The organism is Methylobacterium phyllostachyos, assembly GCF_900103445.1.
In the GTDB taxonomy this organism is placed as follows: domain Bacteria; phylum Pseudomonadota; class Alphaproteobacteria; order Rhizobiales; family Beijerinckiaceae; genus Methylobacterium; species Methylobacterium phyllostachyos.
This window is the reverse complement of the sequence record NZ_FNHS01000007.1, coordinates 1-15,826: the sequence shown is the minus strand read 5'-3', so window position 1 is coordinate 15,826 and position 15,826 is coordinate 1. Positions and strand designations below refer to the sequence as shown.

Genomic DNA, 15,826 nt, shown 5'->3' with positions numbered 1-15,826 from the left:
CTCGGCCGGGGACGGACCGTGGCCTGCGAGATGAAGGGGGACATTCCGGATCCGACCCAAACCGGCGGTTGGGTCTTTCGGTACCGCATCCCCAAAGCGGCCATCGCAGAATGCCGCTCGAAGTTGGTTCAAGCGGCATCGCGGTCGGGCGGTTGCCAGCCCGACCGCGGAACCTCACGTGCGATTGTCGATCTCTGGCACACCGCTGCTACGGTCGGCATACGCGGCGATGAAGGTCGGCCGAGCCTGCCAGCGCCGCCAGAAGGCATCAAGATATTCGAACCGCTCATCGAGCGGGGTGGCGTTGACAGGGAACTTGGAGAACGCAATCGCCGTCGCCAACGTGATGTCGGAGAACGTCGGCTGATCGCCACCCAGCAGCCAGTCGCGGCCATCCGCGAGATGCCGGTCCACGAGACCGGCATGCGCCAGCGCCACCTTCCGTGAATGCTCGCCCCAAGCCGGGTTGCTGGTCAGTTCGAGCTTCGGGCCCAATCCCTGGTGCAGGACGTGGAAGGCGGTGACGATGGGGTAGAGGATGTGCACCCACACCCTGTTGTCCCACATCTGATCGAGGCCACGCTCGTGCGCCGTCCCGCCCATGATCTTGCGGCCCTCGAACGTGTCGTCGAGGTAGCGGGCGATGGCGGAGGTCTCGCTTAGGTAAGAACCATCGGCGAGCGCGAGCGTCGGTGTCTCGCCCCAAGCGTTCATCTTCAGGTGCCTCCAACCCCGCTGCTCGCCCACCGGCGACATGTCGTAGATTGTCTCGTCGAAGCGGTCGGCGATGCCCTTCTCGTGCATGAAAATCCGCAGGCGCTGCGGGTTGGGGAAGGCCGAAGGGGAGGTGAAGAGCTTGAGCTTGTCGGACATCGTCGTCTCGCTTTCCCTGAGCTGCCTGTCTGTCAGATGACAGGCTGCAAGCTAGGTCTACCGTCTTGTATCGTCAACCCCTGTCTGCCATATGACAGGCGGAGGTCGGATATGGCAGCGACGTCAAAGGGGAATGTGAGGGAGGCCATCCTCGTGGCCGCCAAGGAGGCGGCGATGGCCTATGGCTACGGCGGCCTCAACTTCCGCGACCTCGCGGAGACGGTCGGCATCAAGGCTGCCAGCATCAACTACCACTTCGCTACGAAGGCCCTCCTCGGCGAGGCGGTTGCGCGGCGCTACTGGGAAGACATCGCCCGCGATCTCGAAGCTATCTCGACAGATGCCCGAAGCCCAACTGAAGCGTTGCAGCGATACCCGAGCATCTTCCGGCTATCCCTGGAGCGCGATAATCGCATGTGCCTGAGCAGCTTCATGGCGACGGAACGTGACGAGTTGCCCGAGCCAGTGCTGAAGGAGGTGCAAACTTTCGCCGACGTGAACACCGCTTGGCTCTGCGAACATTTGGTCGCTGCCAAACTCGCCTCGCCAGCCGAGGGTGCGTTGAGGGCTCGCGCCATTTATGCTGCTGTCGCCGGGGCGCAGATCATCGCCCGCAGCCGTTCGGACGTGAAATTATTCGACGAGTTGATCGAAAGCTACCGACGGATGGGTTTGCTCCCAAGCCAGTGAAGTTTTTCATCTGGAAATTACGAGTCTGGGCGCCTCAACCGCATCCGATTCACGCTGGACGACCGGTTCAGCGCATATCCCATTCAGAAGCACACCGACTGTTTCCCGCCCTGGTCGGGCGTCGACGACGCTGACCGGCAAGTGCTGGTCCGGTCATTCACCTAGGCCGTCGCGGCCCGCGTCGATTGGCGGACGCCGCCTGCCACCGTCTCCTGCACGGCGTCCTGCGCCGGCACATCGACAAGAAGCCGAGCGAGGTTCGCGCCGGTTTGTCCTCGTCGGTGCGACGCCGGGTCATGGAGATGGCCGCGGCGCACCTGGACGAGGCGCTGACGCTCGACCAGCTCGCGGCCGAGGCGCGGCTCAGCACCTTCCCCTTCGCGAAGATGTTCCGGATCAGCTTCGGCCTGCCGCCGCACCGCTACCTCGCGGCGCGGCGCATTGAGCGGGCCAAGTGGCTGCTCCGGACCGGGCAGCCCCTCGGCGAGGTGGCCCTAGCCTGCGGTTACGGTTCGCAGAGCCACTTCAACCGGACCTTCAAGGCGGCCACCGACCGGACGCCTTGGGGAATGGCGGCGCTGGTCGTAGGCGGGACAGCGCCGATTCCGGTCGGTGCAGCCGGTCAGCCCTGGCGGAGATGCGCCAGCAGGCGCTCGGCCGCCGGTCCGGACGAGGCTGGGTTCTGCCCGGTGATCAGCAGGCCGTCGGCCACGACATAGGACTCCCAGTCGCCGGCCTTCGAGAACCTGCCGCCGTTCCGCTTGAGTTCGTCCTCGACGAGGAACGGGACGACCTCGGTCAAGCCGACCGCCTCCTCCTCGGTGTTGGTGAAGCCGGTGACGTCCTTGCCCTCGACCAGCGGCTTGCCGTCGGGCGACTTGGCATGACGCAGCACGCCGGGGGCGTGGCACACGAGAGTGACGGGCTTGCCGGCGCGGAGCGTGGTCTCGATCAGCTTGATTGAGGCGGCATCTTCCGCGAGGTCCCAGAGCGGACCGTGCCCGCCGGGGTAAAACACCGCGTCGAAGCCCTCGTGGCTGACGCCTGCGAGCCGGGCGGTGTCTGCCAGGACCGCGTTGGCTTCGGCGTCGGCCTCGAAGCGGCGGGTCAGGTCGGTCTGGAAGCCAGGCTCGTTGCTCTTCGGGTCGAGGGGCGGCTGACCGCCCTTGGGCGAGGCCAGGACCACCTCTGCGCCGGCGTCCTTGAACACATAGTAGGGCGCGGCGAGCTCCTCCAGCCAGAAGCCGGTCTTGCGGCCGGTGTCGCCGAGCTGGTCGTGCGAGGTGAGCACCATCAGGATTTTCATCGTCGTTCTCCGGTGTCGGTTGGGGGGTGGTCGTTCGGAGGATCGCGGGCGGGTCAGTCGTGACGGACCGCCATCCTCTCGGTGGAACGCTCGGCGCTGGCCTCGCGCGCCTGGGTGTCCTCGGCCCTGACAGGCGTCGCGTCCGCTGGGCGGACCATCGCCGGACCCGTCATGCGGACGGCGCCGATGATCTCCAGGGTGATGCGCTCCTCGGCGGATGCTGCGGTGCCGCCGAACAGGGCAGCGCCGAGCTCAGCCAGCAGCAGGTAGGAGACGACGGGATAGGCGGTTCGGGGGGGCATGGTCTTCTCCTTCGGTCAAGTTTGAGTAGACTGGTCGTCTATTGTCTGCGCACGATCATGCCGGGCTTCGCCATTGGCTCGCTTGGTCACGTTCGTTGCGGGTTCAGGATGCGCCGTGTCGTCCTCATCGCGGCGTCGAACGGCGCGTCGGTGCGCTCGATCTTCGCCATCAGGCTGGCACCGAGCCACAGGTGGTAGAGGGTCTCGGCCGTGGCGTGCGGCCCGTCGTCGACCGTCAGCGACCCCTCGGCGACGCCCGCCTCGATGGCGCTCGCCACACGGTCCATGATCCTGGCGGTGCCGGTCTTGAGGGCCAGCCGCATCGGCTCGGACAGGTCCGAGACCTCGGCCGCCAGCTTCACCGCAAGGCACTTGCGCTGGTAGTCGATGCTCCCCTGCGTCGCCTGCCACTTTCGCCAGTAGTTCATCAGTCGCTCGGCGTGGCTGAGGCCGGGCTCGGCGAGGGTGGCGTCGATATCAGCGAGGTATTCCTCAAAATAGTCAGCCAGGAGGGCCTCGCCGAAGGCCTCTTTCGATCCGAAGTAGTGGTAGAACGAGCCCTTCGGGACCCCTGCCGCGGCCAGGATCTCGTTGAGGCCGACGCCGGAGAACCCCTTCGCGCCCACGATGCGGTGGGCGGTGTCGAGGATGCCTTGCCGGGTGTCGGTGTTGCCGCTGACGTGTGCCATCACCCACACATAGGCTTGATTAGACCGGTCGTCTAGTGACGTGTCGTACATCATCAGGAAGGCTCGTCCAGGAATGCGCTTCGTGAGAGGCATGCAGCCGATCTACCGGTTCCCATGTCGAGGGGGTGTGTTCCGGCGGAAGGTGGTGACGTCGCCGGTGCCAGGCTGCTGGAGTGCTGTGCTTCGAGCGAACGCGCTCGCGCCGCCAGCGCATTCAGCCTTCGGGCGCCTTTCGACGCGGCTCGGACTTGATTGCGGATGAGCGAGCCGTCCGATCCCGCGGAGCCCTACGCCCTCGTCGTCGACGACGGCCTCATCCGCATGGATGCGATGTTCATTCTAGAGGATGCGAGCTTCCGGACCTTCGAGGCGAACGACGGCGACAAGGCCATGGAACGCCTCGCCCGGAAACACGCCGTCATCGTGCTGCTCTTCACCGACGTGCAGATGCCTGGCTCACGCAACGGCTTCGCGGTGGCCCGAGAGACCGCCGCCCGATGGCCGCACATCGCCATCGTGATGGCATCGGGGCACCTGCGGCCACGGCCCGGCGACATGCCGGAGGGGGCTTGCTTCATCGGCAAGCCGTTCACCGCCGACATGATCCAAGACCACCTGCAGGACATCCTGCCCGACGGGCGTAAGCCAGCCCTGTTGCGCCGTCGCGCCCATGCACGATCCCCCTCGCACGCTTGAGGCATGCGCTCTGCGATTGAGCCACGAAGTCGACCGAGGCTGACCTCTGCAAATATCAATCGAAGACGCGGCTCGCCTCTTGGTGCGTCTAGCCTCACCCGCTCCATTTCACCCATACGCGTTCCACGACGAGCCTCGGCGCACTTAAGGTGCCCTTAAGCTGAGGAGCGCGGAGACCGTGCGCCGGCCTCTTGGGCTCCGGCTCAGCGGACCTTTCAATTCGATGCCTCAACGCACCACGTTATCGTCTCCGAGCCGCCGCGGCCTTCTGTCGGCCGCCGCCCTCGGCGGGATGGGCCTGCTCGCCGGCCGAGCTCGCGCCGACACCTTCGATTTCCATGTCCCGGGCGGCCCGAGCACCCGGCCCATGACCACGACCTATCCCGAGAAGGGGCGCATGATCGTCCAGCGCACCCGGCCGCCTTGGCTGGAGACGCCGTTCGACGTCTTCGACACCGGCGTGTTCACCCCGAACGATCAGCACTTCGTCAGCTGGCACTGGGCCACCTTCCCGACCCGCGTCGACACCGACAGCTTCGCCCTGAAAGTCCACGGCCTCGTCGAGCGGCCGCAGGCGCTGTCGCTGCGTGAGCTGATCCACGATCTGCCGCGCTTCGAGATCGCGGCGGTCAGCCAGTGCGCCGGCAATTCGCGTCTTTACGCGCAGCCCCGGGTCGCCGGCGCCCAATGGGCGAACGGCTCCATGAGCAACGCTCTCTATGCCGGTGTGCGCCTGAAGGATGTCCTTGATCGGGCCGGCGTGAAGGGCGGGGCCACCCACGTGCAGTTCGGCGGCCTCGATGAGCCGCTGCTGCCCGACGCTCCGAAATTCGTGAAGGCCCTGGACATCGATCACGCCCGCGACGGCGAGGTCATGCTGGCCTTCGCGATGAACGGCCACCAACTGCCGATGCTGAACGGCTTCCCGCTCAAGCTCATCGTCCCCGGCTGGTCGGCCGTCTACTGGATCAAGATGCTCAACGACATCGAGGTGACAGACCACCCCGATCCCAGCGTCTGGACCACGCGAAGCTACCGCGTGCCGGACACGCCCAATCACACGGTCGAGCCCGGACAGAAGGGTTTCGGCATGGTCCCGATCACCCGGAACCTGCCCCGCTCGTTCGTGACCAACCTCAAGCCGGGCGACAGCGTCCCGGTCGGGGCGCCGCAACCGGTGCGCGGCATCGCCTTCGGGGGCGACCGCGGGGTCGCCGCGGTGGACCTGTCGCTCGATGGCGGCCGGACCTGGCAGCCCACGACCCTGGGCAAGGATGAGGGCACCTACGGCTTTCGGCAATGGCAAACCACGATCAGCCTCCCGGCTCGCGGGGCGCACACCGTGATGGTCCGCTGCACCAACGCCGACCGGGTGGCGCAGCCGATGCGGCGCGTCTGGAACCCGGGAGGCTACATGTCCAACCAGGTCGAGACCCTCGACCTCGTGGCGGCCTGAGGGGTGAGCGCGACCATGTCTCGATCCCTCATGTCCCGATCCCTCCGCACCGCCCTGCTGGCCAGCTTTCTTGCCGGCTCGGTGCCGGCCCTCGCCGCCGCGCCGCTGGAGCTTCGCCCGACGCCCGAGATCGACTTGCCCTTCGGCGACGATATCGGTTTCCCCGCCGGGCCGGGCTCCGACGTCATCGCGTCGAACTGCACGGCTTGCCACTCCGCCGACCACACCCTGAACCAGCCCGCCCTCTCCCGGGAGGAGTGGCATGCGGTCGTCGACAAGATGATCACCGCCTACAAGGCTCCGATCACGCCGGAGGATGCGCGGGTGATCGTCGACTACCTCGCGCGGGTCAAAGGCGAGCCGTAGCGGGCGGGGCACGCCTGGCGAGCCCGGGGCCGAAGATCGCGCTCGCCTTGAGGCCGGGGCCGCCGTCCCGTCCGTCGAGGTGCAGGCGGGCGCCGGATTGCTCCAGCGCCATGGTGACTATCGAGAGGCCGAGGCCGCTGCCGAGCTTCGCCCGCCGGCTGCCGCGCACGAAGCGCCGGATCACCAGGGCGCGCTCCGCCTCGGCAATGCCGGGTCCCTCGTCGGTGATCGACAGGGTGGCGCTTCCATCCGCGCCGAGCGCGGCATCCCAGGTGATCGCCCCCTCCGGTGGGGTCATCAACAGGGCGTTCTCCGTCAGGTTGCGCATGGCGAGGTCGAACAGATCCTCGTCCATCTGGATCTCGAGCGCGGTGAGGGCGGGCGCGAAGGCGACGCGCTCCGGCTTCGGCACGCTGCCCATCCCGGCGAGCAGATCGCGCAGGCGCTCCTCCACGGGAATCCAGGCGATGGCGGCCGGGCGCCCGCCGCTGTCGAGGCGCGAGACCGTCAGGAGTTGCTCGACGAGGCGTGCCGACTGATCGACCGCGCGCAGGGTCTGGGCGAGGGCGGCGTCCCGCATGGCGGCCCCGGGCGCCTGCATGGCCACCTGCACCTGCGTCTTCAGGCCCGCCAGCGGCGTCCGCAACTCGTGCGCCGCATAGGCCAGGAAGGTGCGCTCGTGTTCGCGCGCAGCCGCGACCTTGCCGAACAGCCGGTTCAGCGCATCGACCAGCGGTCGGATCTCCGACGGCATTCGGCCGGTCTCGACCCGCTCCAGGTTGTCGGCATCCCGGGCGGCGAGGTCGCGGGTCGCGCGGTTCAGCGGCCGCAGGCCCCGGCCGACGCTGAGCCAGATGAGCGGCGCCAGGATCGGCAGGACGCAACCGGCGGTGAGCAGCAGGCTTTCGACGAGGCCGTGCTCCAGTTGCCGCCGCTGCCCGAGATTGTCGCCCACGAGGATGCGGAAGCCCTTGGCCGGGTCGGACAGGGCGTAGACACGCCAAGCTTGACCCTCGACCACGCGGTTCGAAAATCCTTCGTGCTGGTCCGACAAGACCGGATCCGGTGACCCGTCCGAGGCGCCGATCAGGCGCCCGTCGAGGGACCAGATCTGGCAGCTGAGGTGACGGTCGTAGGTCACCACCCGCGCCAGGGCGTCGCCCTCTCCGACCGCCTGCCGTGCGGCCCCCGCCCGGGCCGGCGTGAACAAGCTGTCGACCATGCGGGCCGCCTCCATGAGGCGGCGGTCGAGGATGCTCTCGAACTGGGCGCGGCTGTCGACATAGGTCCAGGCGATGGCGGCGAGCCAGACCAGCCCGGTTGCCGTGACAAGGGTGACGAACAGGCGCATGCGCAGGGAGTTCACGCACGGTCCTCCCGGATGCGGTAGCCGAGGCCGCGCACGGTCTCGACCGCGTCCCGTCCGATCTTGGCGCGCAGATTGTGGACATGGACTTCGAGCGCGTTGCTGCCGATCTCCTCGTTCCAGCCGTAGAGGCGGGCTTCCAGCTGGCTTCGGGACAACACACGGCCGGGCCGCTCGATCAGCGCTTCCAGCAACGCGAACTCGCGGCGCGAAAGGTTGAGCGCGACGCCCGCCCGCGCGACCAACCGGCTGCCCAGGTCGATCGTGAGGTCGCGCCACGTGAAGGTTGCAGAGGCGCGTCCGGCCGCCCGCCGGATCATGACACGAAGCCGGGCTGCGAGCTCGCCCAGGTCGAACGGCTTGCCCATGTAGTCGTCCGCTCCGCGGTCGAGCCCGGCGATCCGGTCGGCAACGGCGTCGATCGCGGTGAGGACCATGACCGGTGTGGCGTCGTCCCGCGCGCGGATGTGGCTCAGCACGTCCAGTCCCGAACCGTCGGGCAGCATCAAATCCAAGATCGCCGCGCTGTAATGCGTCGCATCGAAGATCGACATCGCGTCGCCGCATGTGGCCACGCAGTCCGCGGTCATACCATGCAACGACAACCCTGAGACCAGGCCGTCCGAAAGCACGGGGTCATCTTCGAGAACGAGGATGCGCACAGAACGTTCGCTTCAGGGTTGCGCATGTGCCGCGATCGCGCCGAAGTACCACGCTCGCGGCGGCTTGGGGCAAGTTTGTGGGTTCAGTCCGCGGTGCGCGGCTGTAGGCTAGGACCGACGTTTAGCCGGACGGGGAACGAGACGGATCGGTAGCTGACGCGCCACGTCGGCGTTAAGGCGCCGCCGTCGTTCGTGCGTCCACGGACTGGCCAAGTCGACCGACTTCCGCCGCGATCTCGCGTAGGCTGACATCGCCCTTCTTCAACACCCGGTCGGCCGCAGCCAATTCGCGGCGTTCGCCGGCCGAGACGTCCCGGGCGCTGAGCACCACCACGGGCACCTCTGCGCAGTCCGGCATGGCGCGCATCGCGCGCAGGAATGCGAAGCCGTCCATCACGGGCATGGTCAGATCGAGTAGGATCAGGCGCGGGACGGCGATGCGCACCCGGTCCAGGGCCTCGGCGCCGTCGCCCGCCTCCCGCACGGCCCACCCATGGCGTTCGAGCACCGTGCGCAGGCGGTCGCGCATGTCGGCGTCATCATCCACGACGAGCACGTCGCCCGCCCGCTCGATCGCGCCGATCCGGTCCAGGATGCCCTTCAGCCGGGCCCAATCTACAGGCTTGGGCACCGACCCCACCGCGCCGAGGGATGCGCTGAGGGCCGCATCGGTGACGAAGCTCACCATGACGACCGGGATGTCCCGGGTGTCGAGGTCGTCCTTCAGACGCGCCAACACCGCCCACCCGTCGATCTCGGGCATCATCACGTCGAGTAGAACCGCCGCCGGCCGCAACCGCCGGGCGAGGTCCAGACCGCTGCGCCCGTCGATCGCTGTGCGGACGGCGAAGCCTTGGCGGGTCAGGAAGCGTGTCATCAGATCACGCTGGCTGGCCTCGTCATCGACGACCAGGATGAGGCTTCGGCCCATCGCGTCCTGTGCCGCATCGGTTGCGTCCATGCCAACGGTGCCGACATCCGTCAGCTCACGGGGCAATGAGGCGGGAATGGACAGCGTGAACGTAGTCCCCGACCCCTCGACGCTCTCGACGGTCACGTCACCGCCGAGAAGTTGGGCAAAGGCCTTCGTCAGGGCCAAGCCCAGGCCGGTGCCGCCGAAGCGGCGGGTGGTGGTTTCGTCCGCCTGCTTGAACCGTTGGAACAGCCCGGCGACTTGCTCCGGTGTCATGCCGATGCCCGTATCCGCCACGGCGAAAACGAGCCGGTCCCCCCCTGCATCCGCCACGCGATGCCCCCTCAGCGTCACAGTGCCCGTCTCGGTGAACTTGGCGGCGTTGCCGATGAGGTTGAACAGGCACTGACGCAGCTTCACCGCGTCGGTATGGGCCCCGCCGAGATCAGGGGCCAAGTCGAGGATGAGGGTATTACCCTTCTTGGCCACCAACGCCTCGATGGTGCCGGCCGCGTCCCGCGCGAATGCCTCAACATCGAAGGATTCCGCGGCGACGTCCATCTTCTCGGCCTCGACCTTCGACAGGTCCAGCACGTCGTTGATCAGGCCGAGCAGGTGCTGGGCATTCGATTTGATCTTGCCCAGATCTCCCAGAAGGGCGTCCTCGCCCGCATCCTCAGCTTCCTCCTGCAGCATCTCCGCGTAACCGATCACCGCCGAGAGCGGCGTGCGCAACTCATGGCTCATGTTGGCGAGGAAAGCGCTCTTGGCCCGGTTGGCCCCCTCTGCCGCATCGCGGGCCTCACGCAGCGCGGTCTCGTACTGGTGACGGGCGGTAACGTCCGCGTGTACGCCGACCCATTCCCGGATCGCGTCGTCGGCATCCCGCACCGGCACGGCGCGCACCGTATAGTGACGCCAGAAGCCATCCCGATCGCGAAGCCTCTGTTCGACGGCGTAGTGACCGCCGGTCCGGACGGCCTCGGTCCAGGCGCTCACCGTAGCGGGGACGTCGTCGGGGTGAAGAGCCGTGGCCCAGCCGCCACGGCGATATTGCTCGAAGGTCTGACCGGTGATCTGCTCCCAACCAGGCTGTTCCTCGATGAACTCACCGGCCGCGTCGGCGGTCCACATCACGCCGTCGACAGCGAGGACCGCGGATCGGAACCGCGCTTCGCTGACATGCAGGCGCCTCTGCACACGGCGTTGATCGAGGGAGCCCGCCATCATCGCCAGGAACAGGATGACGAAAGTGACGCCCGCCACGGAAAGAGCGAGGTTCTGCTGACTGGCCCCCAAGGCGGTCGTATGCGCGACATGGGAGCCGGCCTCCTCCGCAGTGAAGGTCGCAGCCGCCATGCCGGTGTAGTGCATGCCCGCCACCGCAAGGCCCATGACGCAGGCTGCGACGAGCTTTTGCCAGGGGCGATTGCGCCGAAAGGTCAGCCATAGGGCGGCGGTCGCTGCGATCACAGCGATAGCCACGGAATCTGCGACGATCAGGGGATCGAAGGCGAGGTTTCCAGGCACGCGCATCGCCGCCATACCGGTGTAATGCATGGCGGCCACGCCCACGCCCATGAGCGGTCCCGCGACGAAGAGCGCACGCACGCCAGTTCCGCGCAGGGCCACCCAGGCAAAGGCCGCGGCAGTGACACCGATGGCAATCAGCAAGGACAGCAGCGTCAGGCCGACATCGTAGGCGGCGGGCATACCCATCTCGAAGGCGATCATGCCGACGAAGTGCATCGCCCAGATGCCGCCGCCCATGGCCACCGCCGCGCCGGCTCCCCAGGCCCAGCGCGGGCCAACATCGGTCTTGTGCATGCGTGCGCCCAGGTCGAGCGCCGCGTAGGCGGCGAACACCGCGATGATCACGGACAGCACGACGAGCGCCGGGTTGTAGCCGGTATGAACCATGGTGAATCGGGTCCGGGAAGACGACGTGCCGTGGAGGGCTCCGGGCGCGGACCGATGATGTAGGTGCGCGCGGACGCCTTTCGACAGCGCGCCGGCGCAGGGATTGATATCCGCCTGGTTCGGCATGGCGGCGGGCCCCCCTCCTGCCGGAACCAGAAACCGGACATCGGCGCCAGTTCGGTGTGGCAACCCAGGACAGGCGAATGGCCGCTTTCGGAGAGTGCTAAGGGCGATCCAAACGTCTCCCGTGAGGCGCAAGCCTAATGACCGCTCGGGGTGGATTTCTGCCGGTCCGCTTTCGGGCGCAAATCCGGAAAAGCGGACAGCTTCCTACCAGTTCAAACCGGTCGTACAAGCAGCCACGAGGGCTGTCCGAAAGCTGAGATAGGCTGAGGTGAAGTTCGACGACGCAGATTCACCTGTTGCAGACCTTCCGCCCCGCTTAGTCGAATGTCCGCTCGAGAGGTAAGGCGGCCCCAAAAGCGGCGGCCATGGCGTCAGCATGTCGGGGCCGACTAAGCGGAAGCGGCCGAAATGCGAGGGCAGCCTTCGAAAGACTCGTCCGGGCCCGAAACCGACCGATTGGCTTTGCCGGCGGCCCCGGCCTTTCCCAAATGCCCTCTCCCGCCAAGCCGAAAGCGTTGATCCTATGATAGCCGCGACGCCCCACCTTTCCCGCTGATAACGGAGCGCCGCAGCCAAGGCTGGCCTCCGTCGATTTCGGAGGCTTCATGCCTAACACGTTCTTCACTGGAGCGTTTTTGGACTGAGCTGGATCGGCGAGTTGGGGGTCACGTCGGGCTGTTGGGCTGAGTCATTGGGCGCTCCCGATGAGGAGCAGAGCATGGGCCGACCCTACAGCCAGGATCTGCGTGAGCGGGTGGTCGACGCGGCAGGCGCGATCGCCCGGATGTGAAGGCCGCCCGCGAGGCGTGGTTTGAGGGCCAGCCCGACCTCGATCCCAGCCGCCTCGTGTTCCTCGACGAGACGTGGACGGCCACCAACATGGCCCGCATCCGGGGACGCTCATCGCGCGGCGAGCGTCTGCGTTCGCCGATCCCGCACGGTCATTGGAAGACCACGACCCTGGTGGCGGGTCTGCGCCTGTCCCAGATCGCCGCGCCGTTCGTGCTGGACGGACCGATGAACCGCGATGTGTTCCAGGCCTACGTCGAGCGCGTGCTCGGACCCGAACTTACACCCAACGACATCGTCGTGATGGACAACCTTGGCAGCCACAAAGGCCCGGCCGTGCGCGCTGCCATCGAGGCAGCGGGCGCGCGGCTGCTCTTCCTCCCGCCCGACTCGCCGGACCTCAACCCGATCGAGATGGCTTTCTCCAAGCTCAAGGCGCTGCTGCGCAAGGCCGCCGAGCGCACCGTCGTAGGGCTATGGTCGACCATCCATCGCGCCACCCCCTCGGATTGATGAGTTGGATCAGTGTAGCGCGCAGCGTCTGAACTTCCCGTGGGTGCGGCAAGTCGGTATCGCCAGGCAGAGATAGAGCGTCTGGAATCATCGCGACTGCGTCGGCGAGGCCGCATCACGGTGAGGTGTATCAGGCCCCGGTGCTGCCCTTCCGGCGCGCGGCCGGAGCCGATCGCCGGACAGTTGCTGGTGCAGATAGGGGAATGAAATCTGCTTCCGAAACGCGTTCGGGATCGGAACGGCCTTGTTCAGTGATCGACAACATCGCGGCGAGTGGCTGCCCGATGAGCTTGGCGGCGGTGCAACCGAGGTACGTGGCCCTCAGGGGTGAGCGAGGCGGGATACGGTTCGACGGCCTGCTGGGTCGGCCCGCTCAGGAGCGCACCAAACAGGCCTCCAGGTCTGTACCCTTGCGCGGCTACGATCCTATTTGCCTCTTCGACACTCATATCACAGGCGCTCGTCATGCCTTGAAGGGCGCCAAGAGCGCGCTCGTATTCGGGGAGATTGGTGCAGCCTGGTGAAGTCCAGGCCCAAGCCGGAACGGGACCCACTAACCCGCCGACAAGAGCAGCAAACGCTAAGCTTGTTTTGAACCCCACAGCCAACGCTCCACCGTTTCCTATGTCTGATAACAGTGGCCATAGATCTCACGATCCCAACTGCGTCATGTGGCCAAAAGGATCAGCGCGACGGATCTTGCAACTTACCTCGACCCGCGCAGAGAGGCCGTTCGCAAGGAATGTCGGTAGCGCTGCGGGTAGCCTAGAACGACAGCGGCGCAGCAACCCGTGAGGTCACTGCGCCGCTGGATCGGGCCGCCTGAGGGGGCGATGACGGCCGCAAGGAAGTGGGTACGCTCAGCTTGGCTTTCGCGAAGTGCGCATCGGCACATCCACCCGCATGTGGCTCGGCGGTGACACGCATCGACGACCACCTGTGGACGGCGCCGGGTGCCCCTGATTGGTCAAGATTCAAGGGCGAACGTGGGTCGTTCACTCGATGCGGCCTCACCATGTTCGCTAGCCCTCACGCCTTCGTCCACTACCATCGCGAGCGCTTCGCAGTGCTCCTCTCCTCGGCCTTGTTCCTGGCGGGTGCACTGCCCTTGTTCTGGGCCATCGCCTAGACCTGCGAGCGCCCTGGCGGTGGCCCTCGTAAAGCGTCGCGGAACGATTGGGCCCCACGGACACATGCCCTACTGCGCACCCTGCGCCGTGGAGCCGCTCGCATGTTCATGAAGATCGACCGTCTTTTGACGGAGCTGCCCGAGCCGAAGAAGCCCGAGCCGAATGCCGCCGCGGCCCTGCAGGAGTTGCTCGGCGGTAAGTACGGCGAAATGTCGACCCTCGGCAACTACATGTTCCAAAGTTTCAATTTTCGCAACAAGGAGAAGCTGCGGCCGTTCTACAGTCTCGTATCGAGCATTTTCGCCGAAGAAATTGGACACGTCGAGCTAGTCTCGAATGGCATTGCCATGCTGAACAATGGGCCTGGCAATCCCAAGAAGAATGTCGACATCTCGAAGGCACCCTTCGAGGACATGCAGGATATCCGGCTCGCCGGCAGTTTCTTGTCGAATGGCGGCGGCGCCATGCCAATGAACGCGAATGCGGCGTCCTGGAATATGGACATGGTCACGACGACCGGGAACCTGATCATCGATCTCCTGCACAACTTCCACTTGGAGTGCGGCGCACGCATTCACAAGTTGCGCGTCTATGAGACGATGACGGAACCGACCGGGCGTGAGGTATGTGGCTATCTGCTAGTCCGCGGCTCTCTGCACGCCCACGCTTACGCCCTGGCCCTCAAGAAGCTCACTGGCGTCGAGATCGAGAAGATGCTGCCGACGCCGAACATCGACCTGTCGCGCGTGCCGGAGTGTCAGAAGTACCTCGATGAGGGCAAGCACCGCCGGCTCTACACGTTCAGCCCGGACGACTACGCCGAGGCTGCGGGCGTCTGGTCGAACGACGAAGTGGCGCTGCCGGGCGACCCGCCGGGCAATCTGGAAGTCGTCGATGGGGCGCCGGAGGGCGGTAAGATCCCAGAGCTGGATGGTAATTACGGCGCCTTCGCACCGGATTATGCCCCGGAGGAGATCTTCGAGATCGCAAGCAAGCTCTACAAGAAGGGGCGCTAAGCAGATCGAGCGCAGCGTTGAGGGCAGGGGCGTCCCGCGGGTATGGATCCGCGGGGCACCTGTCAGATCATTTGCCGCTCGGGGTCGCGCCGCTGCCGGTGGCACCGTTGCCCGTACCACTGCCTGCAGGCCCTCCAGGCGTGCTGACGGGTGGGCCGCCGCTCGTGCCAGGTCTCGTGGCCGTGCTCATCGTGCCGGTGCTCATTGAGCTGCTCCCGCCCTCCATGGTTTTCTCGGAGCTGCTCTTTACCGAGCCCGGGTTGTTCATGTTGCTTTGGGCGCTGCCGCCGGTTGTCGTCTGAGCGACGGCGGCGCTGGAGACCGCAGTTGCGAGCGCGGTCGCTAGGATCAGTATCTTCATCGACATGGATGTTCCTCCAGTACTGATCAGCTCGATCGGTCAGAGGTTGAACGTCATTGCGATCGCCATCGAACAGCCCTGATGAAGCGATCGCGTTCGCTCAGCTGCATTGCTGCTCGACCCCAGGGATGACGCTGAGCGTGGCTGTACTCCTTGATGGGACAGGCGCACCGATCTGGTCCCATCGAACCCTCAGTCCCGAGGACCGCGACGAATAAGAAAACACCCCAGAAGCGGGAGCTCCCAGGGTGCCGCCTATCGAGCGGCCAGTTTGATCAGGCTGGAGATGCGAAGGTCAGCCGGACGGCTGCTCTTCGGCGGCGGCGGGCGACGAGGAGGACCAACTACCCCTCGCCCGCCGCGCATCTCCCGGCATCGCTACCGGGAGCAGCGCGACCGGATCTCAGTACGAGCCGAACTTGTAGTTCAGGCCGGCGCGGACGACGGCGAACTCGTCGGCGCGGCGACCGACGCCGCTGTAGACGACCGGGAAGTTGTTGGCGGCGTTGACCACCAGGGCGCCCTGGTTGCGGTTGTTGCGGTCGAGGTTGACGTACAGGCCTTCGACCTTGAGCGTCACGGCCGAGGAGCGGAAGAAGTTCAGGAACGAGTCGGTGGGCAGCGCGTACTCGATGCCGCCGCCGACCGCGTA

14 protein-coding genes and 2 pseudogenes are annotated in these 15,826 nt (G+C 66.4%); 8 read left to right on the top strand and 8 right to left on the bottom strand.

From position 1 onward, the window contains the following. Nucleotides 1-174: 174 nt before the first annotated feature. Entirely contained in the window at nt 175-873 is a 699-nt protein-coding gene (locus BLQ49_RS12380; RefSeq protein WP_091716233.1) for a glutathione S-transferase family protein, read from the bottom strand. Nucleotides 874-984: 111 nt separating this feature from the next. Here BLQ49_RS12380 and BLQ49_RS12375 point away from each other — a divergent pair, with 111 nt between their 5' ends. Further along, nucleotides 985-1,563, top strand: coding sequence for a TetR/AcrR family transcriptional regulator (locus tag BLQ49_RS12375; protein ID WP_091716232.1), 579 nt, complete (start codon nt 985-987; stop codon nt 1,561-1,563). Nucleotides 1,564-1,748: 185 nt separating this feature from the next. After that, a complete protein-coding gene (locus BLQ49_RS12370; protein WP_244507560.1) occupies nt 1,749-2,282 on the top strand; it encodes a helix-turn-helix transcriptional regulator in 534 nt (177 codons plus the stop codon). On the opposite strand, the gene BLQ49_RS12365 is transcribed toward BLQ49_RS12370, so the two are convergent. The 3 genes from BLQ49_RS12365 to BLQ49_RS12355 all read right to left on the bottom strand — a co-directional run bounded on the left by BLQ49_RS12365 (nt 2,186) and on the right by BLQ49_RS12355 (nt 3,860). Next, on the bottom strand, nt 2,186-2,869 hold the full coding sequence (locus BLQ49_RS12365) for a type 1 glutamine amidotransferase domain-containing protein (RefSeq protein WP_091716231.1): 684 nt from the start codon (nt 2,867-2,869) through the stop codon (nt 2,186-2,188). The genes BLQ49_RS12370 and BLQ49_RS12365 overlap by 97 nt on opposite strands. A 53-nt stretch (nt 2,870-2,922) precedes the next feature. Beyond that, the gene (locus BLQ49_RS12360) at nt 2,923-3,171 is read right to left on the bottom strand and encodes a hypothetical protein (protein ID WP_091716230.1); all 249 of its coding nucleotides are present in this window, start codon (nt 3,169-3,171) and stop codon (nt 2,923-2,925) included. Between the two features lie 86 nt (nt 3,172-3,257). Continuing rightward, nucleotides 3,258-3,860: a TetR/AcrR family transcriptional regulator gene (locus BLQ49_RS12355; RefSeq protein ID WP_091716229.1), complete on the bottom strand. Its 603-nt coding sequence runs from the start codon at nt 3,858-3,860 to the stop codon at nt 3,258-3,260. 258 nt (nt 3,861-4,118) lie between these two features. On the opposite strand from BLQ49_RS12355, the gene BLQ49_RS12350 reads away from it, so the two are divergent. From BLQ49_RS12350 to BLQ49_RS12340, 3 genes are all read left to right on the top strand, one after another. Further along, the gene (locus BLQ49_RS12350; RefSeq protein WP_091716228.1) at nt 4,119-4,556 is read left to right on the top strand and encodes a response regulator; all 438 of its coding nucleotides are present in this window, start codon (nt 4,119-4,121) and stop codon (nt 4,554-4,556) included. Between the two features lie 223 nt (nt 4,557-4,779). After that, entirely contained in the window at nt 4,780-6,012 is a 1,233-nt protein-coding gene (locus BLQ49_RS12345) for a molybdopterin-dependent oxidoreductase (RefSeq protein WP_425283994.1), read from the top strand. A gap of 30 nt (nt 6,013-6,042) precedes the next feature. Further along, nucleotides 6,043-6,378: a sulfite:cytochrome C oxidoreductase subunit b precursor gene (locus BLQ49_RS12340; RefSeq protein ID WP_091716227.1), complete on the top strand. Its 336-nt coding sequence runs from the start codon at nt 6,043-6,045 to the stop codon at nt 6,376-6,378. Here the strand turns inward: BLQ49_RS12340 and BLQ49_RS12335 are convergent. The 3 genes from BLQ49_RS12335 to BLQ49_RS12325 all read right to left on the bottom strand — a co-directional run bounded on the left by BLQ49_RS12335 (nt 6,362) and on the right by BLQ49_RS12325 (nt 11,239). Further along, on the bottom strand, nt 6,362-7,744 hold the full coding sequence (locus BLQ49_RS12335; RefSeq protein WP_091716226.1) for a histidine kinase dimerization/phospho-acceptor domain-containing protein: 1,383 nt from the start codon (nt 7,742-7,744) through the stop codon (nt 6,362-6,364). The two genes, BLQ49_RS12340 and BLQ49_RS12335, sit on opposite strands and share 17 nt — an antisense overlap. Continuing rightward, a complete protein-coding gene (locus BLQ49_RS12330) occupies nt 7,741-8,406 on the bottom strand; it encodes a winged helix-turn-helix domain-containing protein (protein WP_091716225.1) in 666 nt (221 codons plus the stop codon). The genes BLQ49_RS12335 and BLQ49_RS12330 overlap by 4 nt, the downstream gene beginning before the upstream one ends. A 172-nt stretch (nt 8,407-8,578) precedes the next feature. Beyond that, nucleotides 8,579-11,239: an MHYT domain-containing protein gene (locus BLQ49_RS12325; protein ID WP_091716224.1), complete on the bottom strand. Its 2,661-nt coding sequence runs from the start codon at nt 11,237-11,239 to the stop codon at nt 8,579-8,581. A gap of 897 nt (nt 11,240-12,136) precedes the next feature. On the opposite strand from BLQ49_RS12325, the pseudogene BLQ49_RS12320 reads away from it, so the two are divergent. The 3 genes and pseudogenes from BLQ49_RS12320 to BLQ49_RS30775 form a co-directional block, all read left to right on the top strand. Then, nucleotides 12,137-12,667 (top strand): annotated as a pseudogene (locus BLQ49_RS12320) (IS630 family transposase); the annotation flags it as partial. A gap of 1,231 nt (nt 12,668-13,898) precedes the next feature. Then, the gene (locus BLQ49_RS12310; protein WP_091716222.1) at nt 13,899-14,813 is read left to right on the top strand and encodes a manganese catalase family protein; all 915 of its coding nucleotides are present in this window, start codon (nt 13,899-13,901) and stop codon (nt 14,811-14,813) included. Between the two features lie 176 nt (nt 14,814-14,989). Further along, nucleotides 14,990-15,115 (top strand): hypothetical protein, encoded by a 126-nt coding sequence (locus BLQ49_RS30775; protein ID WP_342028178.1) that lies wholly within the window; start codon nt 14,990-14,992, stop codon nt 15,113-15,115. Nucleotides 15,116-15,577: 462 nt separating this feature from the next. On the opposite strand, the pseudogene BLQ49_RS12300 reads toward BLQ49_RS30775, so the two are convergent. Further along, nucleotides 15,578-15,826 (bottom strand): annotated as a pseudogene (locus BLQ49_RS12300) (porin family protein); the annotation flags it as partial.